General features: G+C 64.6%; 22 protein-coding genes and 1 tRNA gene. 18 read left to right on the top strand and 5 right to left on the bottom strand.

What is annotated here, in order from left to right:
- From trpD to ACVWZN_RS10680, 4 genes are read left to right on the top strand one after another with little or no spacing between them, the layout of a single operon-like run.
- A complete protein-coding gene (trpD, locus tag ACVWZN_RS10695) occupies positions 1-1,032 on the top strand; it encodes an anthranilate phosphoribosyltransferase (protein ID WP_456953797.1) in 1,032 nt (343 codons plus the stop codon).
- Positions 1,029-1,367 (top strand): antibiotic biosynthesis monooxygenase family protein, encoded by a 339-nt coding sequence (locus tag ACVWZN_RS10690; RefSeq protein WP_456953796.1) that lies wholly within the window; start codon positions 1,029-1,031, stop codon positions 1,365-1,367. The genes trpD and ACVWZN_RS10690 overlap by 4 nt, the downstream gene beginning before the upstream one ends.
- Entirely contained in the window at positions 1,367-2,155 is a 789-nt protein-coding gene (gene trpC, locus ACVWZN_RS10685; protein ID WP_456953795.1) for an indole-3-glycerol phosphate synthase TrpC, read from the top strand. The genes ACVWZN_RS10690 and trpC overlap by 1 nt, the downstream gene beginning before the upstream one ends.
- The gene (locus tag ACVWZN_RS10680) at positions 2,152-2,886 is read left to right on the top strand and encodes a haloacid dehalogenase-like hydrolase (RefSeq protein WP_456953794.1); all 735 of its coding nucleotides are present in this window, start codon (positions 2,152-2,154) and stop codon (positions 2,884-2,886) included. The genes trpC and ACVWZN_RS10680 overlap by 4 nt, the downstream gene beginning before the upstream one ends.
- Before the next feature lie 6 nt (positions 2,887-2,892).
- Here ACVWZN_RS10680 and ACVWZN_RS10675 read toward each other — a convergent pair whose 3' ends face one another.
- The 3 genes from ACVWZN_RS10675 to crp are packed head-to-tail and all read right to left on the bottom strand — an operon-like array spanning position 2,893 to position 4,437.
- A complete protein-coding gene (locus ACVWZN_RS10675) occupies positions 2,893-3,237 on the bottom strand; it encodes a GFA family protein (RefSeq protein ID WP_456953793.1) in 345 nt (114 codons plus the stop codon).
- Positions 3,238-3,288: 51 nt separating this feature from the next.
- Positions 3,289-3,747, bottom strand: a complete 459-nt coding sequence (locus ACVWZN_RS10670) for a GNAT family N-acetyltransferase (RefSeq protein WP_456953792.1) — start codon at positions 3,745-3,747, stop codon at positions 3,289-3,291.
- A 3-nt stretch (positions 3,748-3,750) separates the two neighbouring features.
- Positions 3,751-4,437, bottom strand: a complete 687-nt coding sequence (crp, locus tag ACVWZN_RS10665; RefSeq protein WP_027081789.1) for a cAMP-activated global transcriptional regulator CRP — start codon at positions 4,435-4,437, stop codon at positions 3,751-3,753.
- Positions 4,438-4,622: 185 nt separating this feature from the next.
- Here crp and speD point away from each other — a divergent pair, with 185 nt between their 5' ends.
- Positions 4,623-5,417, top strand: coding sequence for an adenosylmethionine decarboxylase (gene speD, locus ACVWZN_RS10660; RefSeq protein ID WP_027081790.1), 795 nt, complete (start codon positions 4,623-4,625; stop codon positions 5,415-5,417).
- A 65-nt stretch (positions 5,418-5,482) separates the two neighbouring features.
- Here speD and coq7 read toward each other — a convergent pair whose 3' ends face one another.
- On the bottom strand, positions 5,483-6,124 hold the full coding sequence (gene coq7, locus ACVWZN_RS10655) for a 2-polyprenyl-3-methyl-6-methoxy-1,4-benzoquinone monooxygenase (RefSeq protein WP_456953791.1): 642 nt from the start codon (positions 6,122-6,124) through the stop codon (positions 5,483-5,485).
- Between the two features lie 316 nt (positions 6,125-6,440).
- Between coq7 and rplM the strand changes: the two genes are divergently transcribed.
- The 6 genes from rplM (at position 6,441) to maiA (ending at position 10,039) form a co-directional block, all read left to right on the top strand.
- Positions 6,441-6,869, top strand: a complete 429-nt coding sequence (gene rplM, locus ACVWZN_RS10650; RefSeq protein ID WP_027081792.1) for a 50S ribosomal protein L13 — start codon at positions 6,441-6,443, stop codon at positions 6,867-6,869.
- A gap of 12 nt (positions 6,870-6,881) precedes the next feature.
- Positions 6,882-7,274 carry a 30S ribosomal protein S9 gene (rpsI, locus tag ACVWZN_RS10645; protein WP_027081793.1) on the top strand — a complete coding sequence of 131 codons (393 nt, stop codon included), beginning with the start codon at positions 6,882-6,884 and terminating at the stop codon, positions 7,272-7,274.
- A gap of 63 nt (positions 7,275-7,337) precedes the next feature.
- Positions 7,338-7,412 (top strand) — tRNA-Gln (locus tag ACVWZN_RS10640).
- Between the two features lie 71 nt (positions 7,413-7,483).
- A complete protein-coding gene (locus ACVWZN_RS10635) occupies positions 7,484-8,230 on the top strand; it encodes a 2OG-Fe dioxygenase family protein (protein WP_456953790.1) in 747 nt (248 codons plus the stop codon).
- Positions 8,231-8,305: 75 nt separating this feature from the next.
- Complete coding sequence (locus tag ACVWZN_RS10630) at positions 8,306-9,292, top strand: fumarylacetoacetate hydrolase family protein (RefSeq protein WP_456953789.1); 987 nt, start codon at positions 8,306-8,308, stop codon at positions 9,290-9,292.
- A 75-nt stretch (positions 9,293-9,367) separates the two neighbouring features.
- Positions 9,368-10,039 carry a maleylacetoacetate isomerase gene (gene maiA / locus ACVWZN_RS10625; protein WP_456953788.1) on the top strand — a complete coding sequence of 224 codons (672 nt, stop codon included), beginning with the start codon at positions 9,368-9,370 and terminating at the stop codon, positions 10,037-10,039.
- Positions 10,040-10,111: 72 nt separating this feature from the next.
- Here maiA and ACVWZN_RS10620 read toward each other — a convergent pair whose 3' ends face one another.
- On the bottom strand, positions 10,112-11,221 hold the full coding sequence (locus ACVWZN_RS10620; RefSeq protein WP_027081797.1) for a PilT/PilU family type 4a pilus ATPase: 1,110 nt from the start codon (positions 11,219-11,221) through the stop codon (positions 10,112-10,114).
- Positions 11,222-11,369: 148 nt separating this feature from the next.
- On the opposite strand from ACVWZN_RS10620, the gene ACVWZN_RS10615 reads away from it, so the two are divergent.
- From ACVWZN_RS10615 to ACVWZN_RS10585, 7 genes are all read left to right on the top strand, one after another.
- Positions 11,370-12,590, top strand: coding sequence for an OmpA family protein (locus tag ACVWZN_RS10615; RefSeq protein ID WP_456953787.1), 1,221 nt, complete (start codon positions 11,370-11,372; stop codon positions 12,588-12,590).
- A 246-nt stretch (positions 12,591-12,836) separates the two neighbouring features.
- The gene (locus ACVWZN_RS10610; protein WP_027081798.1) at positions 12,837-13,055 is read left to right on the top strand and encodes a YdcH family protein; all 219 of its coding nucleotides are present in this window, start codon (positions 12,837-12,839) and stop codon (positions 13,053-13,055) included.
- 100 nt (positions 13,056-13,155) lie between these two features.
- Positions 13,156-14,532: a pyridoxal-phosphate dependent enzyme gene (locus ACVWZN_RS10605; RefSeq protein ID WP_456953786.1), complete on the top strand. Its 1,377-nt coding sequence runs from the start codon at positions 13,156-13,158 to the stop codon at positions 14,530-14,532.
- 146 nt (positions 14,533-14,678) lie between these two features.
- Positions 14,679-15,845 carry a cystathionine gamma-synthase gene (locus tag ACVWZN_RS10600; protein ID WP_456953785.1) on the top strand — a complete coding sequence of 389 codons (1,167 nt, stop codon included), beginning with the start codon at positions 14,679-14,681 and terminating at the stop codon, positions 15,843-15,845.
- 57 nt (positions 15,846-15,902) lie between these two features.
- On the top strand, positions 15,903-16,733 hold the full coding sequence (locus ACVWZN_RS10595; RefSeq protein ID WP_456953784.1) for an ABC transporter permease: 831 nt from the start codon (positions 15,903-15,905) through the stop codon (positions 16,731-16,733).
- Positions 16,723-18,102, top strand: coding sequence for an ABC transporter ATP-binding protein (locus ACVWZN_RS10590; RefSeq protein ID WP_456953783.1), 1,380 nt, complete (start codon positions 16,723-16,725; stop codon positions 18,100-18,102). Before ACVWZN_RS10595 ends, ACVWZN_RS10590 begins: the two co-directional genes overlap by 11 nt.
- Positions 18,099-18,575, top strand: coding sequence for a CatB-related O-acetyltransferase (locus ACVWZN_RS10585; protein WP_456953782.1), 477 nt, complete (start codon positions 18,099-18,101; stop codon positions 18,573-18,575). The genes ACVWZN_RS10590 and ACVWZN_RS10585 overlap by 4 nt, the downstream gene beginning before the upstream one ends.
- Positions 18,576-18,610 lie beyond the last annotated feature (35 nt).

Raw genomic sequence — 18,610 nt, 5'->3', positions numbered from 1 at the left:
ATGCCGCTGACACCGCAGCAGGCGCTGCAGCGCACGATCGAGCACCGCGAGATCTTCCACGACGAGATGGTCGACCTGATGCGCATGATCATGCGCGGCGAAGTCAGCCCGACCATGACCGCGGCCATCCTCACGGGCCTGCGCGTCAAGAAGGAAACCGTCGGCGAGATCGCCGGCGCCGCCCAGGTGATGCGCGAGTTCGCGACGCCGGTCGACGTCGCCGATCGCACGCACATGATCGACATCGTCGGCACCGGAGGCGACGGCGCGAGCACGTTCAACATTTCGACGGCGAGCATGTTCGTCGTTGCCGCGGCCGGCGCGAAGGTCGCCAAGCATGGTGGGCGCAGCGTGTCCTCGAGCTCCGGCAGCGCCGACGTGCTCGAATCACTGGGTGCGCACATCGAACTGCAGCCAGAACAGGTCGCATATTGCATCGAGCGCACGGGCATCGGCTTCATGTTCGCTCCGCTGCATCACCCGGCGATGAAAGTCGTCGCGCCCGTGCGTCGCGAGATGGGCGTTCGCACGCTGTTCAACATCCTCGGCCCCCTGACGAATCCAGCCAACGCGCCGAACATCCTGATGGGCGTGTTCCATCCGGATCTCGTGGGTATCCAGGTGCGCGTGCTGCAGGAACTCGGTGCCGAGCGCGCGATGGTCGTGTGGGGTCGTGACGGCATGGACGAACTCTCGCTCGGCGCGGCCACGCTGGTCGGTGAACTACGCGACGGCGTGGTGCGCGAATACGAAGTGCATCCCGAGGACTTCGGCATCTCGATGGCGGCGAGTCGCAACCTGAAAGTCGCGGACGCCGCGGAATCGCGCGCCATGCTGATGCTTGCGCTCGACGACACGCCCGGCCTGCCACGCGAGATCGTCGCACTCAACGCCGGCGCGGCGCTTTACGTTGCGGGCATTGCGGAATCCATCGCCGAAGGCATCGTGCTCGCGCGGCGCACCATCGCGTCGGGCGCGGCACGCGACAAATTGCATGCGTTCGTCAAGGCGACGAAAGAGCTTTCCGCATGAGCACCGGATTCGCGAAGACGCCCGCGCCGCCGTACTGGATCGTGACGTTCACGTCCCAGCGCAACGATGTCGGCATGCAGGACTACGCGGACGCTGCCGACCGCATGATCGCGCTGGCCGCCACGCAGCCGGGCTTCCTCGGCGTGGAATCGGTGCGCGACGGCGACGGTTTCGGTATCACCCTGTCGTATTGGAGCGACGAGGCGTCGATCGCCGCATGGCGCGATCATGCCGAACACAGGGCGACACGCGAGTTCGGTCGCGCCCATTGGTACGACCATTTCGAAGTGCGCGTCGCGAAGGTCGAGCGCGCTTATGGCCTGAGAAAGAATTGATGAGCGACATCCTCAACACCATCCTCGCGCGCAAGGTCGAGGAGATCGAACAGCGCAGCCGCGTTCGCTCGCTGGCCGATCTCAAGGCGCGCGCGCAGGACATGCCGCCGCCACGCGGCTTCGTCGATGCGATCCGCGCGAAGCATGCCGCCGGGCTGCCGGCTGTGATCGCGGAGGTCAAGAAAGCAAGCCCGTCGAAGGGCGTCATCCGCGCGGACTTCGATCCGTCCGAGATCGCACGCAGTTACGAAGCTGGCGGTGCGGCCTGCCTGTCCGTGCTCACCGACGTCGACTTCTTCCAGGGCAGCAACCTCTACCTTGGGCTCGCGCATCGCGCGTGTTCGCTGCCGATCATCCGCAAGGATTTCACCATCGACCCGTACCAGGTCTACGAGGCGCGCATGATCGGCGCCGACGCCATCCTGCTGATCGTCGCGGGACTCGAAGACGGCCCGCTAGTGGAGATGGCGAACCTGGCGGGCGAGCTCGGCATGGACGTGCTGGTCGAAGTGCACGACATCGACGAGCTCGAGCGCGCGCTGCAGACCGACTCGCCGCTGATCGGCGTCAACAACCGCAACCTGCGCACGTTCGAGGTGTCGCTCGATACCACCCTCGACCTCAAGCAGGCCGTGCCAACGGATCGCATCCTCGTGACCGAAAGCGGCATTGCGACGCCGGCGGACGTCGCGAAGATGCGTGGCGCGGGCATCGAAACCTTCCTCGTCGGCGAAAGCTTCATGCGCGAGAAGGATCCGGGCGCGGCACTGCAGCGGCTGTTCGCATGACGCTGGACGGTCCACGCTATCCGCCAGCAGCAGAGTCCGCGCCTCTGGTGGTCTTCGATTTCGACCACACGCTGTACGACGGCGATTCGGGCAGCCATCTGTTCGCGTGGCTGATTCGCCGCAGTGCGTGGCGCATGCTGCTCGCGCTACTGATCGCGCCGGTCGCCGGTCCGATGATTGCGTTCCTGCCGACACGTCGTCACGGCATCGGTGCGTTCGTCTGGGCCGGTACCGTGTTCGAGCGTGAATCGTTCGACGCGCTGATTGATCGCTATGTCGCGCAGAACGTCGACGGCATTCGCGCGCGGCTGTTGCCGGTCGCGCTCGAGGTATTCCATCGCCATCGTCTCGCGGGCGATCAAGTGGTGGTCGCCACGGGCGCACCGCCGCGACTTGCACGCGCGATCCTCGCGTTCGTCGCGCATGACGACGTGCCGGTGATCGGTACCGAGGTCGAGCGCGTGTTCGGCGGCATCCGCGCATCGCGCCACTGCCACCACGCGATGAAGATGACGATGCTGCGCGACGCGGGATTCACCGGCGACGTCGAGGCCGCCTACTCCGACAGCACGGCCGACCTGCCGCTGCTGCAGGCCGCGAAGCATCCGGTCGTGGTCAATCCTAAAGAGAAGGGCATCGCGTTCTTCCACGAACGCCTGCCGGCGGGCACGCCGATGCTCAACTGGGGATGCCCAGGCCGGGCCGGCGACCCGGTGCGCGCCGACGCCTGAGTCGCGTCAGCGCGAGCGGCCGTCGAACGGCACGCGCTCGATCGTGGTCAGGTCGACGTCGTCGAGGCAGCGCACGTTGATCGCCGCCGTCGCATTGCCGTCGGGGCTGGTGCCGAATCCGAAGGCCTGGCAGCCGCAGGTCGCGCAGAAGCGGTGTTCGATGGCGTGCTTGTTGAAGCGGTATTCGGTCGACGCGTCTTCGCCGCGTTCGATGTGGAGCGCGTCGCGCGGCACGAACGTCAGCAGCAGGCCCTTGCGGCTGCAGTAGGAGCAGTTGCATTCGATGACGCGTTCGATCGCGCCGTCGACTCGATAGGCGATCGCGCCGCAGTGACAGCTTCCGGTGTGCATGAGCTCTCCTGATTGCGTGCGCGACGCCGCGCGACGATTCGACGACGCGGCTCAGTCGCCGAGCAGCTTGGCGAAATGCAGCGACGCATCGGTATAGCCGCAGCCGCGGTAGAACGAGTGCGCACTGTCGCGGCTGCCCGCCGCGGTGACTTCGATGCGTGCGGCACCGGCCTGGCGTGCGATCGCTTCCACCTCGCGCAGCAGCCGGCGACCGACGCCCTGCCGCTCGCATTCGGGCAGCACCACCAGCGCGGTGATGCGCGCCTGCTCGGCGCCGCGGGCGAGGGAATAGCGCAGTTCCATGCCGACCAGCCCGCAGGCATGGCCGCCGATCTCGGCCAGCAGCAGCCGTTGGCGCGCGTCGGACAGCACGACCGCGATGCGCTCGGAGGCGTCGTCGCGGGTGCAGGGATAACCGAGGACTTCGAGGAGATGGGCGACGTCGCTCGCGTCGCCAGTCCGCGCGTCACGCACGCGGATGCCGTCGGGCGTCTCCTCCATCCGGCTCATCGGTCAGCGCGTGCCGTAGAGGACGACCGTCTTGCCGCGCGCGTGGAGCAGGCCGTCGGCCTGGAGCTTCTTGAGGACGCGACCTGCCATCTCGCGCGAGCAACCGACCAGGCGCGACAGCTCCTGGCGCGACACCCGGATCTGGGTGCCCTGCGGATGGCTCATCGCCTCCGGTTCCTTCGCGAGGTCGTGCAGCGTGCGCACGATGCGGTCGGTGACGTCGAGGAAGGCCAGGCGGCCGGCCTTGCGCGAGGTGTCGAGCAGGCGGCGGGAGATCTGCGCGCCGATCGAATAGAGCAGCTTGGGCGCGTCGGTCGACAGCCGGGTCATCAGCAGGTCGTAGAAGCGCTCGTGGCCGATCTCGGCGAGCTCGGTCGCGGTGCGGGTGCGCAGGGTCACCTCGCGACGGTCGCTCTCGATGAACAGGCCCATTTCGCCGACGAACTGGCCGGGGCCGAAGTAACCGAGCACCAGCTCGCGACCGTCCTCTTCCTCGTTGATGATGCTCACCGAGCCGGAGATCACGAAATAAAGCGTCGTGGCCGAATCGCCGGGCCGGAACACGTCCGTTCGGGACGGGTAGCGACGGCGGTGGCAGTGGGCGAGGAACCGGTCGATCGCCGCGTTATCTGGCATCAACGGGCTCTGGGCGCGGCGCGGCGCGTGCGGGGTTGCCAGGTCGGGGGACATGGGCCGGGCTCTATGGGAATTAACCGACTATATAGACGATTAAGCGCAAAGGGCCAATCCCGTCACTGTTCGGTTTTGTAACCCGTTCCACGCCCGATGCCGTGTCGTTCCCGGCCGTTCGTTCCCCCATCACCCCGCTTGCCCCATAATCCCGCGCCTTCGATCAGTCATCGGGATCCACCCACGTGGTCAAGCCACTGCCGCGTCTGCGGCTCCAGGGTTTCAACAACCTGACCAAGGCGCTGTCGTTCAACATCTACGACATCTCCTACGCCGCGTCCGAAGATGAGCGCCAGCGCTACATCCAGTACATCGACGAGGCCTACAACGCCGACCGCCTGACGCAGATCCTGACGGACGTCGCCGAGATCATCGGCGCCAACATCCTCAACATCGCGCGACAGGACTACGACCCGCAGGGCGCGTCCGTCACCATCCTCATTTCCGAGGAGCCGGTGATCGACAAGAAGGATGCCGGCAAGGAGCTGATCTCCGACGCCGTCGTCGCGCACATGGACAAGTCGCACATCACGGTGCACACGTATCCCGAAACGCATCCGGACAACGGCATCGCGACGTTCCGCGCCGACATCGACGTCGCCACCTGCGGCGTGATCTCGCCGCTGAAGGCGCTGAACTACCTGATCGAGAGTTTCGAGTCCGACATCGTCGTGCTCGACTACCGCGTGCGCGGCTTCACCCGTGACATCAAGGGCAAGAAGCACTACATCGACCACAAGATCAATTCGATCCAGGACTACCTGGCGAAGAACATCCGCAACCGGTACGAGATGATCGACGTCAACGTCTATCAGGAAAATATCTTCCACTCGAAGATGCACCTGAAGGACTTCGACCTCGACACGTATCTGTTCGAAGAGAAGTCGAAGAACCTCTCGTTCAAGGATCGCCTGAAGATCGAGGCGCGACTGAAGCGCGAGATCGAGGAGCTGTACCACGGCCGCAACCTGGTCGATTGACCGGTTCGCGACGTAAAGAAAAGGCCGGCATCTCGCCGGCCTTTCGTTGCAGCGATGTCGGGACTTCAGATGCGGTAGGCGACCGTCTTCATGACGTTCGACGCCGCGGCCATCAGCTGCGGAATCGGCATCGGCAGCACGCGCGCGCCGGCGGCTTCTGCGTTGTCGGCATGGCGCACCTCGTCGTCCTTCATCACTTCAAGGATTGCGCGGCTGCGTGCGTCGGCGGCGGGGAGCGACGCGAGGTGTTCGTCGATATGCGCTTCGACCTGGCGCTCGGTTTCGACGACGAAGCCGAGGTTCCAGCCGTCGCCGCGCAGTCCGGCGGCGAGACCGATCGCGTACGAACCGGCGTACCACAGCGGGTTGAGCAGGCTGGGCCGGCTGTCGAGTTCGCGCAGGCGCTCTGCGCACCAGGCGAGGTGGTCGGTCTCCTCCTGAGCGGCGTGCAGCAGGTGCTCGCGCGTGCGCGCATCGCGGGCGACCGACGCTTGCCCGACGTACAACGCCTGCGCGCAGACCTCGCCGACATGGTTGATGCGCATGAGCCCGGCGGCGTGCCGGCGTTCTGCGTCGTCGAGCACAAGGTCGCCCTGGGTATCGGCAGGGTTCGCGCGCATCGCGGGCGGATCGCCAGCGACGGTTTCGAGCGCGCGCTGCGCGGTGTCGATCCAGCGATCGAGCGGCGAAAGGCGTCGTGTGTGCATGTTCAAAGTCTACTGCGGCGGTAGGTGACGACTGTTGGGACGGAGAAAAACCGCGGCGGCTGGCGCACGGACCAGGTCGGGCTGCATGCGTCCGTTAGCTAGCGCCGCACGGGCCGGCCGAGGGAGGTTCGGGAGGGCACGGCACATCGGCCGCTCCCAGCGCCGTCTTGACGCGGCTTGCACAGGGCGGGCCAAGCCGGCTAGAATTCCGCTTCTTTGTTCGCGGGACTCCGGTCCCCCACAACGCGCGGCGAAGTTCGGAGGCCCTCCGGGGTTCCCAATCAGCCCGACCAGGCACCTACTCAAGAGTTTTGTCATGAAAACCTTTATCGCCAAGTCCGAGACCGTCCAGCGCGACTGGTATCTCGTCGACGCTTCCGGCAAGACCCTGGGCCGTCTGGCCTCGGAACTCGCCCGCCGTCTTCGCGGCAAGCACAAGCCCGTCTTCACTCCGCACGTCGACACCGGCGACTACCTCGTCGTCGTCAATGCCGACAAGATCGCGGTGACCGGCAACAAGCTGCAGGACAAGAAGTACCACCGCTTCACCGGCTACGTCGGCAACCTCAAGACCGAATCCCTCGCCCAGGCGATGGAACGTCATCCTGAGCGCGTGATCGAGATCGCCGTGAAGGGCATGCTCCCCAAGGGACCGCTGGGCCGCGCGATGTACCGCAAGCTCAAGGTCTACAAGGGTGCCGAGCACCCGCACGCCGCGCAGCAGCCGCAGCCGCTCGATATCTAAGGTCCGACGAACATGGCAACCCAGCAGAATTACGGCACCGGCCGCCGCAAGTCCTCCACCGCCCGCGTGTACCTGCGCAAGGGCGACGGAAAGATCACCGTCAACCAGCGTCCGCTCGACGAGTTCTTCGGTCGCGAGACGGCGCGCATGATCGTGCGCCAGCCGCTCGAACTGACCAACTCGACCGACAAGTTCGACGTCGTCGTGACCGTCGCCGGCGGTGGCATCACCGGCCAGGCCGGTGCGATCCGCCTCGGCATCTCGCGCGCGCTGGTCGAATACGACGAAGCGCTCAAGACCGACCTGCGCCGCGCCGGCTTCATGACGCGCGATGCCCGTGAGGTCGAGCGTAAGAAGGTCGGCCTGCACAAGGCACGTCGCGCCACGCAGTTCTCGAAGCGCTAATCGCGTTTCGCAGGATGCTGACGGGCTTGCCGTCAGCATCCACCGCGTTAGAATTTGCTCCATAGCCCCGTCGCCAAGCGGTAAGGCACCTGACTCTGACTCAGGCATTCGGTGGTTCGAATCCATCCGGGGCTGCCAAACACGGCTGAACAAGCCAACCGAAGACCCGCCGCGTGCGGGTCTTCGCGTTTTCGGGGTCAGGAGCCGCCATGGTTGCCCGCTTTCCACCGCCCGTCGTGCCGCTGGATGTCGCCGGTGAGCGATTGCGCGAGCGTGGGTACGCGGTGGTCGACGCCGATTCGATCGCGACGCTCGCCGGTTCGCGCATCGAAGCATTGCGCACGATCGATACGTCCTGGAATTCGCTGCCGCCCGACACCTATTTGCGCGACGGCGGTCGTTATCGCTATCGCCGGCACTCGTGCTTCGTCGTCGACGGCGATTCGATCGCGCAGGCGCCGCATCGCGCGCACTGGCAACCGCTCGACTACAACGCGCTGCACGGCGGCATGCGTCGCTGGTTCGAGCCGATCGGCGATGACGTCGCCAATGCCTCCGGTTTCGCCGGACTGCTGCACGGGCTCGGCACGCTGTTCGCATCGATCCGCAACGAGCCGCGCTGGTTCGTCGAAGCGCACCAGTTCCGCATCGACACCGCCGGCGGGCTCGGCCGGCCCACGCCGGAAGGCGCGCATCGCGACGGCGTCGATTTCGTCGCAGTCATCATGGTTGGGCGACATCACATCAAGGGCGGCGAGACGCGCGTGTTCGATGCGAACGGTCCCGCGGGCGAGCGCTTCACGCTCGAGGAGCCGTGGTCGGCCTTGCTGCTCGACGACACACGCGTGATCCACGAGTCCACGCCGATCCAGCCCGACGATGGCGACGACACATCGGGCCATCGCGACACGCTCGTGCTCACCTACCGCGCGCACGCGTTCCAGGGCGACGACTGATCCGGCGTCCGCGCTCCGGGGCGACCGTTACAATTGAAACCATCGCGCCGCGGGCGCCCGTCTCTGGAGCATGCGATGAAGTTGGGATCCCTCAAGGAAGGCGGCCGCGACGGCACGCTGATCGTCGTTTCGCGTGATCTAGCGCGCGCGGTGCGCGCCGACGGCATCGCGCCGACGATGCAGCGCGCGCTCGAGGACTGGTCGAACACCGCGCCGCGCCTCAACGCGCTGTACGAGTCGCTCAACGCCGGCACCGCCGACGGCGCGTTTGACGTCGACATGGCCCAGCTCGCCGCGCCGCTGCCGCGTGCGTACGAATTCGTCGATGGCTCGGCGTATTTGCCGCACGTCGAGCGCGTGCGTCGTGCGCGTGGCGCCGAGGTGCCGGAAAGCTTCTACGTCGATCCGCTGATGTACCAGGCGACCAGCGCCGGCTTCTACGGTCCGCGCGATGCGGTGCGCGTGCCGAGCGAGAGCTACGGCATCGATCTGGAAGCCGAAGTGGTTGTCATCACCGACGACGTGCCGATGGCGGCGACGCCCGACGAAGCCGCGTCGCACATCCAGCTGATCGGCCTCGTCAACGACGTCTCGCTTCGCAACCTGATTCCGGACGAGCTCGCCAAGGGTTTCGGCTTCCTGCAGAGCAAGCCGCGTTCGGCGTTGAGCCCGGTGTTCGTCACGCCGGATGAGCTCGGCGACGCGTGGCAGGGCAACAAGGTGCATCTGGCGATGGTGACGCACATCAACGGTGCATGGTTCGGCGCGCCCGAGGCCGGCGTCGACATGCAGTTCGACTTCGCACAGCTCGTCGCGCATGCCGCGAAGACGCGTCCGCTGTCGGCTGGCACGATCGTCGGTTCGGGCACGGTGGCGAACGAGGACACGTCGCTCGGTGCGTCCTGCTTCGCCGAGCGCCGCGTGGTCGAGACACTGGAGCAGGGCAAGCCGTCGACGCCATTCATGTCGTTCGGCGACACCGTGCGCATCGAGATGATCGGCCGCGACGGCGCAAGTGTGTTCGGCGCGATCGAACAGCGCATCGAGCCGCATACCCGCTGAGGCAGTGCGGACGGCCGGCACGCCGCCTTCGCGCCGGCCGGTTAAGGTGGCCCTCTGTCTTCGCGGAGACGTGTCGTGAGCGAACCGCTGCGGCTTTATTCGTACTGGCGCTCGAGCGCCGCGTATCGCGTGCGCATCGGGCTGGCGCTCAAGCAGCTGGCGTACGAGATCGTGCCCGTGCACCTGCTGCGCGACGGCGGCGAGCAGCATGCCGACGGGTATCGCGAGACCAATCCGCAGGAACTCGTGCCGGTGCTGCAGCATGGCAACCGGCTGTACCGGCAGTCGATGGCGATCCTCGAATACCTCGACGAGACCTGGCCGGAACCGCCGCTGCTTCCCGCGCTCGCGCGCGACCGCGCCCGTGCGCGCGCGCTGGCGCAGCTCGTCGCCTGCGACGTGCATCCGCTCAACAACCTGCGCGTGCTGCAGTACTTCGAGCGCGAATGGAACGTGCCGCAGGCCGAGCGCGACGAATGGGTCAAGCACTGGATCGTGATGGGACTCGAGGCGATGGAAGCATCGCTGATCGATCATCCGGCGACCGGCGAATTCTGCGAAGGCGACATCCCGACGCTCGCCGATTGCTGCCTCGTGCCGCAGCTCTACAACGCGCGACGTTTCGGCGTCGACATCGACCGCTGGCCGACGATCGCGCGCATCGAGAAGGCCTGCCTCGCGTTGCCCGCTTTCGACAATGCGCGCCCGGAGAAGCAGCCCGACTGTCCGGAATCGCAGCGCGCGTAACGCGCGATGTCATCGATGAAATAAAAACGGCGGCCCCTAAGGCCGCCGTTTTCGTATTGCACCGCGAACACGTCAGAGCGCAGGGTTGTACATGTCCGCGTAGGGATCGTGCTCCGCGCCCGCGCCTTCGGAGAGGCGGAACTTGAGCGCGAGCCCGTCGCGCGAATCGGCGGCGCGCAGCGCGCTTTCCATGTCGACGCGGCCTTCCTTGTAAAGCCGGAACAGGCACTGGTCGAACGTCTCCATGCCGTCTTCCAGCGACTCTTCCATCGCCTGCTTGATCTCGTGCACCTGGCCGCGACGCATGAGGTCGCGCACGTGCGGCGTATTGATCAGCACTTCGGTCGCCGGCAGGCGACGGCCTTCGACACCGACGACGAGGCGCTGGCTCACCACCGCCTTGAGATTCAGCGCGAGGTTCATCAGCACGTTCTTGTGCGCGGGTTCCGGGAAGAAGTTGAGGATGCGCTCGAGCGTCTGGTCGGCATTGTTCGAGTGCAGCGTCGCCAGGCACAGGTGGCCGGTTTCGGCGAAGGAAATCGCCGCTTCCATGGTCGTCGCATCGAGGATCTCGCCGATCAGGATCACGTCCGGCGCTTCGCGCATCGCGTTCTTCAGCGCGTTGTGGAAGGTGTGCGTATCGAGCCCGACTTCGCGCTGGTTGACGATCGACTTCTTGTGCTTGTGCAGGAACTCGATCGGATCCTCGATGGTGAGGATGTGGCCGGCCATGTTGCTGTTGCGGTGGTCGATCATCGACGCGAGCGTGGTCGACTTGCCCGAGCCCGTGCTGCCGACGATGAGCACCAGTCCGCGCGGCGAGGTGATGATTTCCTTCAGCACCTGCGGGAGCTGCAGCTCCTCGATCGACGGGATCACGTTCTTGATCGCGCGGATCACCATGCCGACTTCGCCGCGCTGCTTGAACACGTTGACGCGGAAGCGCCCCGAGTCGGGAATCGCATATGCCATGTTGAGTTCGAGGTTCGTCTCGAACTCCGGAACCTGGCCTTCGTCCATCAGCGAATAGGCGATTTTCTTGACCATGCCCGAAGGCAGGCCCGTATTGCCCAGCGGCTGAAGCTTGCCTTCCACCTTGATGTAGACCGGAGCCCCCGTCGTCAGAAACATGTCCGACGCGTTCTTCTCCGTCATCAGCTTCAGGAAGTAGCCGATGTCCATGCAATCTCCTTTGTATGGCTATGCAGGTTTGCGCCGATACAGCCGGCATGGCCACAATGACCGCGCGTTCCCCACGCCACGGTCCGGGTCCCCAATGCGTCCAAGCTTCGCATATCCGCGCAACGCGCTTCTTGCTGCCGTTCTCACCGTGACACTCGGAGGTTGCGCGACATTGCCGCCCCCGACCGGCGAGCTGACGGCGGCCCAGCAGGCGGTGTCGCGGGCGGCACAGGCCGATGCGGACCAGTACGCAGGCGCCGACCTGGCCACCGCGCAGCGCGAGCTGTCGCAGGCGCAGGCCGCGATGTCCGCCGGCAAGGACGACGATGCGCGTCGCCTCGCGCTGATGGCCGCCGCGGATGCCGACCTCGCGTCTGCACGCAGCCGCGCCGCGGTGGTCGCAGCCGCCCGCGCGCAACGCCAGGCCGAAGTGGCCGAGCTGCAGGCCAAGCTGCAGGTCGGCGCCGATACCGCGGCTCCGCTTCCGATGGCCCCGGCCGACGCCACCGGCAACTACGCCGGCCGCCTGCAGGCGCTGGCCGCTGATCCCCGTCTCGCCGACGCCGCGCCGCTCGAACGCTCGCAGGCGCAGCAGGCGATCGACGCGCTGGCGACCGTCAAGACCAAGCAGCGCCCGGCCGCCGAGGCGCTGGCCGAACGCCGCGTCCGCGCCGCCGAACTGGCCGCCTACGCCCAAGCCTTGCAGCGCGACAACGACCGCCTCGAGCGCACCTATTCCGAGCTGCAGCTCGAAGCCACCCGCCGCGAGGCCGCCGCCGCCCGCGCCGAGGCCGACCGCCTGCGCATGGAAGCCCAGATGCAGGCCGAGGAAACCGAGCGCCTGCGTCAGCAGGCCGCGGAGCAGGAGCAGGCCCGCGTCGACGCCGAAACCGCACTGCAGGGCGCGACCACCGCCCAGGTGGCCAAGCTGTCCGCCGCTCGCGAAAAGGAGCTGAAGCTCGCCCGCGAGGAGGCCGAGCTGGTCGCCGACGCCAAGCTCCCGCCGATGAAGCGCGACCCGCGCGGCGAAGTCTTCACGCTGGCCGGCGATGCCTTCGCATCCGGGCAGGCGACGCTGACCGCGGCCGCTTCGGCCAGCCTGAAGGCGCTCGCGCACTACATCGACGTCTCGCGCGCTGCCGCCGTCCGTATCGACGGCTACACCGACAACCAGGGCGACGCCGCGGCGAACGAACAGCTGTCGCAGCGCCGCGCCGCCGCGGTCCGGCAGGCTCTCGCCGCGGGCGGTGCAGGCAGCGTCCGCATCGATGTCGCGGGCCATGGCGCGGCCCAGCCGGTCGCGGATAACGGCAGTGCGGCGGGACGCGCGAAGAACCGTCGCGTCGAAGTGGTCCTCACGCAGAAATAGCGCGTTTTTAGCGGGTTTAACGGCGTTTTCGCATCGTCTTCAGGCACGTGACGACCGGCTGTCGGCCTCGTCCCAGTGCTGCTTGCCGGACCCGGAATGCGGGAGTACGGTCGATTCGTCGGAGCCATTTCCGCTCCGTCGCAACGCCGGGTCGCGCACCGCCGGCAACTCCAAGCGGGCATGCGGCCTGGCCATCACCGTCTCCGGCGGTCGATGCCGCCGGATGCATGTGCCGAGGAGGTTTGCATGTTCGAAGAACGGTCCGCGAACGAGCTCGACGGGCTCATCAACGCCCATCCCGAGTTCAAACAGCTCTATCAGCGCCATCAGGATCTCGACCGTCGGGTCATGAATGCCGAACTCGGCATCAGTCCCGTCGATGACCTCGAACTCACGCGGATGAAGCGCGAAAAGCTCCACGCCAAGGACCGTCTGGTCCGACTGGCCGACACGCTGCTTCACTGACCGGTTCGCCGCGCCGTCGCCAGCGCACGTTGGCGACGGCCGCCGGGCCGCTGACGCGCGGCCGGTAGAATGGCGCGATTCCCGGCAGCACGGATCCGCCATGCCTGTACATCAGTCCGTTCTCGAGTTGATCGGCGCGACGCCGGTCATCAAGGCCCGGCGCCTCGACGTCGGCGTCTGCGAGCTCTACCTCAAGCTCGAGAGCCAGAACCCGGGCGGGTCGATCAAGGACCGCATCGGCCTCGCGATGATCGACGCCGCCGAGAAGCGCGGCGACATCAAGCCGGGCGACACGCTCGTCGAAGGCACCGCCGGGAACACCGGCATCGGCCTCGCGCTGGTCGCGCAGCAGAAGGGCTACAAGCTCGTGCTCGTCGTGCCCGACAAGATGAGCCGCGAGAAGATCTTCAACCTCAAGGCGATGGGCGCGCAGGTTGTGCTGACGCGCAGCGACGTCGCCAAGGGCCACCCCGACTACTACCAGGACATGGCCGCGCGCATCGCGGCGGAAACGCCGGGCGCGTACTTCATCAACCAGTTCGGCAACCCGGACAACCCGTCCGCGCACGAGTTCGGCACCGGTCCGGAAATCCTCGCGCAGATGGCGGACGTCGGCGGCGTTGACGCGATCGTGTTCGGTTGCGGAAGCTCGGGCACGATGACCGGCCTTTCGCGCTGCTTCGCCGAGAAGTCGCCGCATACCGAGCTGGTGCTCGCCGATCCGGTCGGCTCGATCCTCGAGGAATACATCAACCGCGGAACGCTGTCGGAGAAGTCGGGCAGCTGGATGGTCGAGGGCATCGGCGAGGATTTCCTTCCGCCGATTTCCGACTTCACCCGCGTCAAGAAGGCGTATGCGATTTCCGACCGCGAGAGCTTCCTCACCGCGCGCGAACTGCTGGAAAAAGAGGGAATTCTCGGCGGTTCGTCGACCGGCACGCTGCTCGCGGCCGCGCTCAAGTACTGCCGCGAACAGACCACGCCGAAGAAGGTGCTGGTGTTCGTCTGCGACACGGGCAACAAGTACCTGTCGAAGATGTACAACGATTACTGGATGCTCGACAACGGCTTCATCCAGCGTGAGCAGGCCGGCGACCTGCGCGACCTCATCCTGCGCCCGTATTCGCAGCGCGACACCGTCGTCGTCGGTGCGAACGATCTGCTCGTCACCGCGTACCAGCGCATGAAGCTCTACGACGTCTCGCAGCTGCCGGTGATGGACGGCGACGAGCTCGTCGGCATCGTCGATGAATCCGACGTGCTGCTGCATGTGTACGGCGACGAGCAACGCTTCCGCGATCCGGTATCGACCGCGATGGTCAGCAAGCTCGACAAGATCGACGTGCGCTCGCCGATCGAAGCGCTGCTGCCGGTGTTCGATCGCGGGCATGTCGCAATCATTTCGGACGGCCCGCGTTTCCTTGGCCTGATTACTCGTATCGACCTGCTGAACTATCTGCGCCGCCGCGTGCAGTGACGAGCCCAGAGGCGCGAGGGTTCTTCGGGGGCGAAGGCTGTCGTTGTCGCCAGTCGAAATGTGAAGGAAGCCGACCCTATGTGAATTGGGGTCGGCCAACCGGCCGATGGTAGAATCGTCGGTCGCCGTAAGGACCTCGCGACCGCATGCAGAACGACCGACCCACGCCCGGATTGGGCACGCTCGCCATTCACGCGGGCCAGTCGCCGGACCCGAGTACCGGTGCCGTGATGACGCCGATCTACGCGACGTCCACCTACGTGCAGAGCAGCCCCGGCGAGCACCAGGGCTTCGAATACTCCCGCAGCCATAATCCGACACGCTTCGCCTACGAGCGCTGCGTCGCTGCGCTCGAAGGCGGCACGCGCGGCTTCGCGTTCGCCTCCGGACTCGCCGCGACGTCGACGATTCTCGAGCTGCTCGACGCCGGCAGTCACGTCATCGCGATGGACGACGTCTACGGCGGCACGTATCGCCTGTTCGAACGCGTTCGCCGCCGCAGCGCCGGCCTCGATTTCAGCTGGGTCGACCTGACGGATCCGGCCGTGTTCGAAGCCGCCATCCGCCCTGAAACGCGCATGGTCTGGATCGAGACGCCGACGAACCCGCTGCTCAAGCTCGTCGACATCGAAGCAATCGCCGCGATCGCGCGCAAGCGCGGCCTGATCGTCGTCGTCGACAACACCTTCTGCTCGCCGATGCTGCAGCGCCCACTCTCGCTGGGCGCGCACATCGTCATGCACTCGGCGACCAAATATCTCAATGGCCACTCCGATATCGTCGGCGGCATGGCGGTGGTTGGCGACGACACCGAGATCGCCGAGCAGATGGCATTCCTGCAGAACGCCATCGGTGGCGTGCAGGGCCCATTCGACAGCTTCCTCGCACTGCGCGGCCTCAAGACGCTGCATCTGCGTATGAAGGCGCATTGCGAGAATGCGATGGCGCTGGCGGAGTGGTTGCAGGCGCACCCCGCAATTGAACGCGTGATCTATCCGGGCCTCGCGTCGCACCCGCAACACGAGCTTGCGAAGCGCCAGATGGATGGCTTCGGTGGCATGGTCACGATTTTCGTGAGGGGTGGGCTGGATGCGGCGAAGCGCTTTTGCGAGCGCACGGAGTTGTTTGCGCTTGCTGAATCACTCGGCGGCGTTGAGAGCCTCGTGAACCACCCGGCGATCATGACGCATGCGTCCGTACCGCCCGAGCGGAGGGCGCAGCTGGGGTTGTTCGATAATCTTGTGCGGTTGAGCGTAGGCGTTGAAGACCGCCAAGATCTAGTTGACGACGTCCGCCGGGCGATGACGGGTTGAAGTGCATGGAAGTTGTTGCTTGCTGGTTCAACCTGACGTGGACAGGGCCGTGTACCGATGAATCCGAATAGAGCGCCGGATCTGTCGCCGCGGTCACTGGTTTCGGCAACCATCGCGAACCGCAAGCTAATTTGGCAACTTGCAAAGCGCGAGATCATCGCGCGGTATCGCGGATCGTTCGCGGGCGTCGCTTGGTCGTTTCTCAATCCCCTGCTTATGTTGGTGGTCTATTCGTTCGTCTTCTCAGTGGTTTTTAAGGCGAGGTGGGGCGTTGACGTCAGTGAGAATCGCGGCAGTTTTGCCCTGATTCTATTTGTCGGTTTGCTTGTACATGCCTTCTTCGCCGAGTGCATAAATCGAGCTCCAACACTGATTTTATCGAACGTGAGTTACGTAAAGCGGGTTGTCTTTCCATTGGAAACGCTGCCCTGGGTGGCGCTGTTGTCTTCCCTTTTTCACGGTTTTGTAAGTGTCATTGTGCTGCTTGCCGTTCAGGTCCTGATAGGCCATAAATTGCCGTGGACAGCCCTGCTTTTCCCGGTTTGTCTACTGCCTCTGGCACTGACGACAGCTGCATTGAGCTACATTCTCGCCGCGCTGGGTGTTTATTTGCGCGATATCGCTCAGTTGACCGTTATGTTCACTACGGTTTTATTCTTTCTCTCGCCGGTGGTGTATCCAGTGTCAGCGCTCCCAGCGCAGTTTCAAGTTTGGATGCGCTGCAGTCCTCTCACGATCGCCATCGAAGACGCGCGTGCGCTGCTGCTCGATGGACGAGTGCCCGACCCAATGCCGTGGGTCGTATATCTTGCCATTAGCTTCGTATTGCTTTGCTTTGCTTACGCAGCGTTTCAGAAAATGCGCCGAGGATTCGCCGATGTGCTCTGATATTGTGAGCAGCGGCGAACGCGAAGTCGCAATTCAAATCGATGATGTTTCGAAAGCATTTCAGGTGTATCGCCAGCCACAAGACCGTTTGAAGCAATCGGTCATGCCTCGGCTCAGACGCCTAATGAGCAAGGCGCCGAAGCGTTATTTCGACGAGTTCTGGGCGCTTCGTAACGTCGGTTTCGAAGTGAGGCGCGGAGACGCATTGGCCATTATTGGCCGTAATGGTTCTGGCAAGTCGACATTGTTGCAAATCATTTGCGGCACACTTTCCCCCACGTCCGGCAGCGTTTCTATCAACGGACGTGTAGCTGCTCTTCTTGAGTTAGGGGCTGGTTTTAACCCGGAATTTACGGGGAGGGAAAATATTTACATGAGCGCGTCGATTCTTGGATTGACGCGGGAGCAAATCGAGTCGGCGTATGACGACATCGTCGCGTTTGCTGACATCGGAAGCGAATTTATCGAGCAGCCGGTCAAGGTCTACTCGAGTGGTATGTACGTTAGGCTGGCGTTCGCCGTTATCGCCCACGTCGATGCCGACATTCTTATCATTGACGAAGCCTTGGCCGTCGGCGACGCGGTATTTGTGCAAAAGTGCATGCGCTTTCTGCGCAAGTTCCGTGAGCGCGGAACGTTGCTGTTCGTGAGTCACGACACGGGATCGGTGATTAACTTTTGCAGGTCGGCCGTGTGGCTCCATCAAGGCATCATTCGCGAGAGTGGAAATGCCGAGGATGTCTGCAATGCATATCTCGAGCATTGTGCGCAGGAAATTTACGGCGAGAACATCCGGCTGCAAACGCTGCAGCCGGCCGCCGTTGGAGCTGCAATGGTGCCATCGCAGCCTGTTGTCCGAGAGCCGGAAACCGAACTCACGCTTTTTTCGAACATCCATAATTCAACGGGATGGACGTCGAACGCAGCGCGCATTGACAGGGTCGAGCTCTTATCATGCGAAGGGGATGCATCAGGTGTCTTCCACGGCGGCGAATCGGTTCGATTGGTGATCAGTGCGACCGCACTGCAGCCGTTGACAAGCGCGATCATTGGATTCTTCGTCAAAGATCGGCTCGGCCAATCGTTGTTTGGAGAACATACGTTTACGTACGTGCCGCAGCCGTACCCGGTAGCTGCTGGCGACGCGCTTGAGGCCGCCTTTACCTTTACGCTCCCCTTGCTGCCGGATGGTGAGTATTCGATGACCGTGTCGATCGCCGAAGGGGACCCTTGGGACAACGTGCAGCATCATTGGCTGCACGATGCGGTGCTCATCCGTGTCGCATCGAGGAAGTTACGTTATGGCCTCGTCGGAATCCCTTTTCACTCGGTAAGTCTTCGTACTTTGCCCGACAGGGGCGCGCGATGAGCGCGATACCGGAATTTCGTCCTGCGGACTCACGTGTCTCGGTGGGTCGGTTCACCTACGGTAACCCTGCAATCAGAATGTGGCTTCCACATGAGCGCGTCGAGATTGGCTCTTTTTGTTCCATTGCCGAAGATGTAACGATTTTTGGCGGAGGGGAACACCGGGTTGATTGGGTCACGACTTTTCCGATGCGCATTGCGTTCGCACATGAGCTCGCTCATGTGGATGGACACCCGTCGACGAAGGGCCCCACATGTATCGGCCATGACGTCTGGCTTGGACACGGCGCGACCATTCTCTCCGGCGTGCAGATCGGCCACGGGGCCGTTATCGGCGCACGCGCCGTCGTGACTAGTGACGTATCGCCGTACGCGGTCGTCGGGGGAAACCCCGGGTCGCCTAATTCGCACAAGGTTCGCGCCACAGCACGTCGACGCGCTTTTACAGCTGGCTTGGTGGAATTGGCCGCTTGATCTTATTGAAGAGTACGTTCCCAAATTGTCGGGAA

It is taken from the genome of Lysobacter sp. HA35 (assembly GCF_054061195.1).
This window is presented reverse-complemented; position numbering and strand designations above follow the sequence as displayed.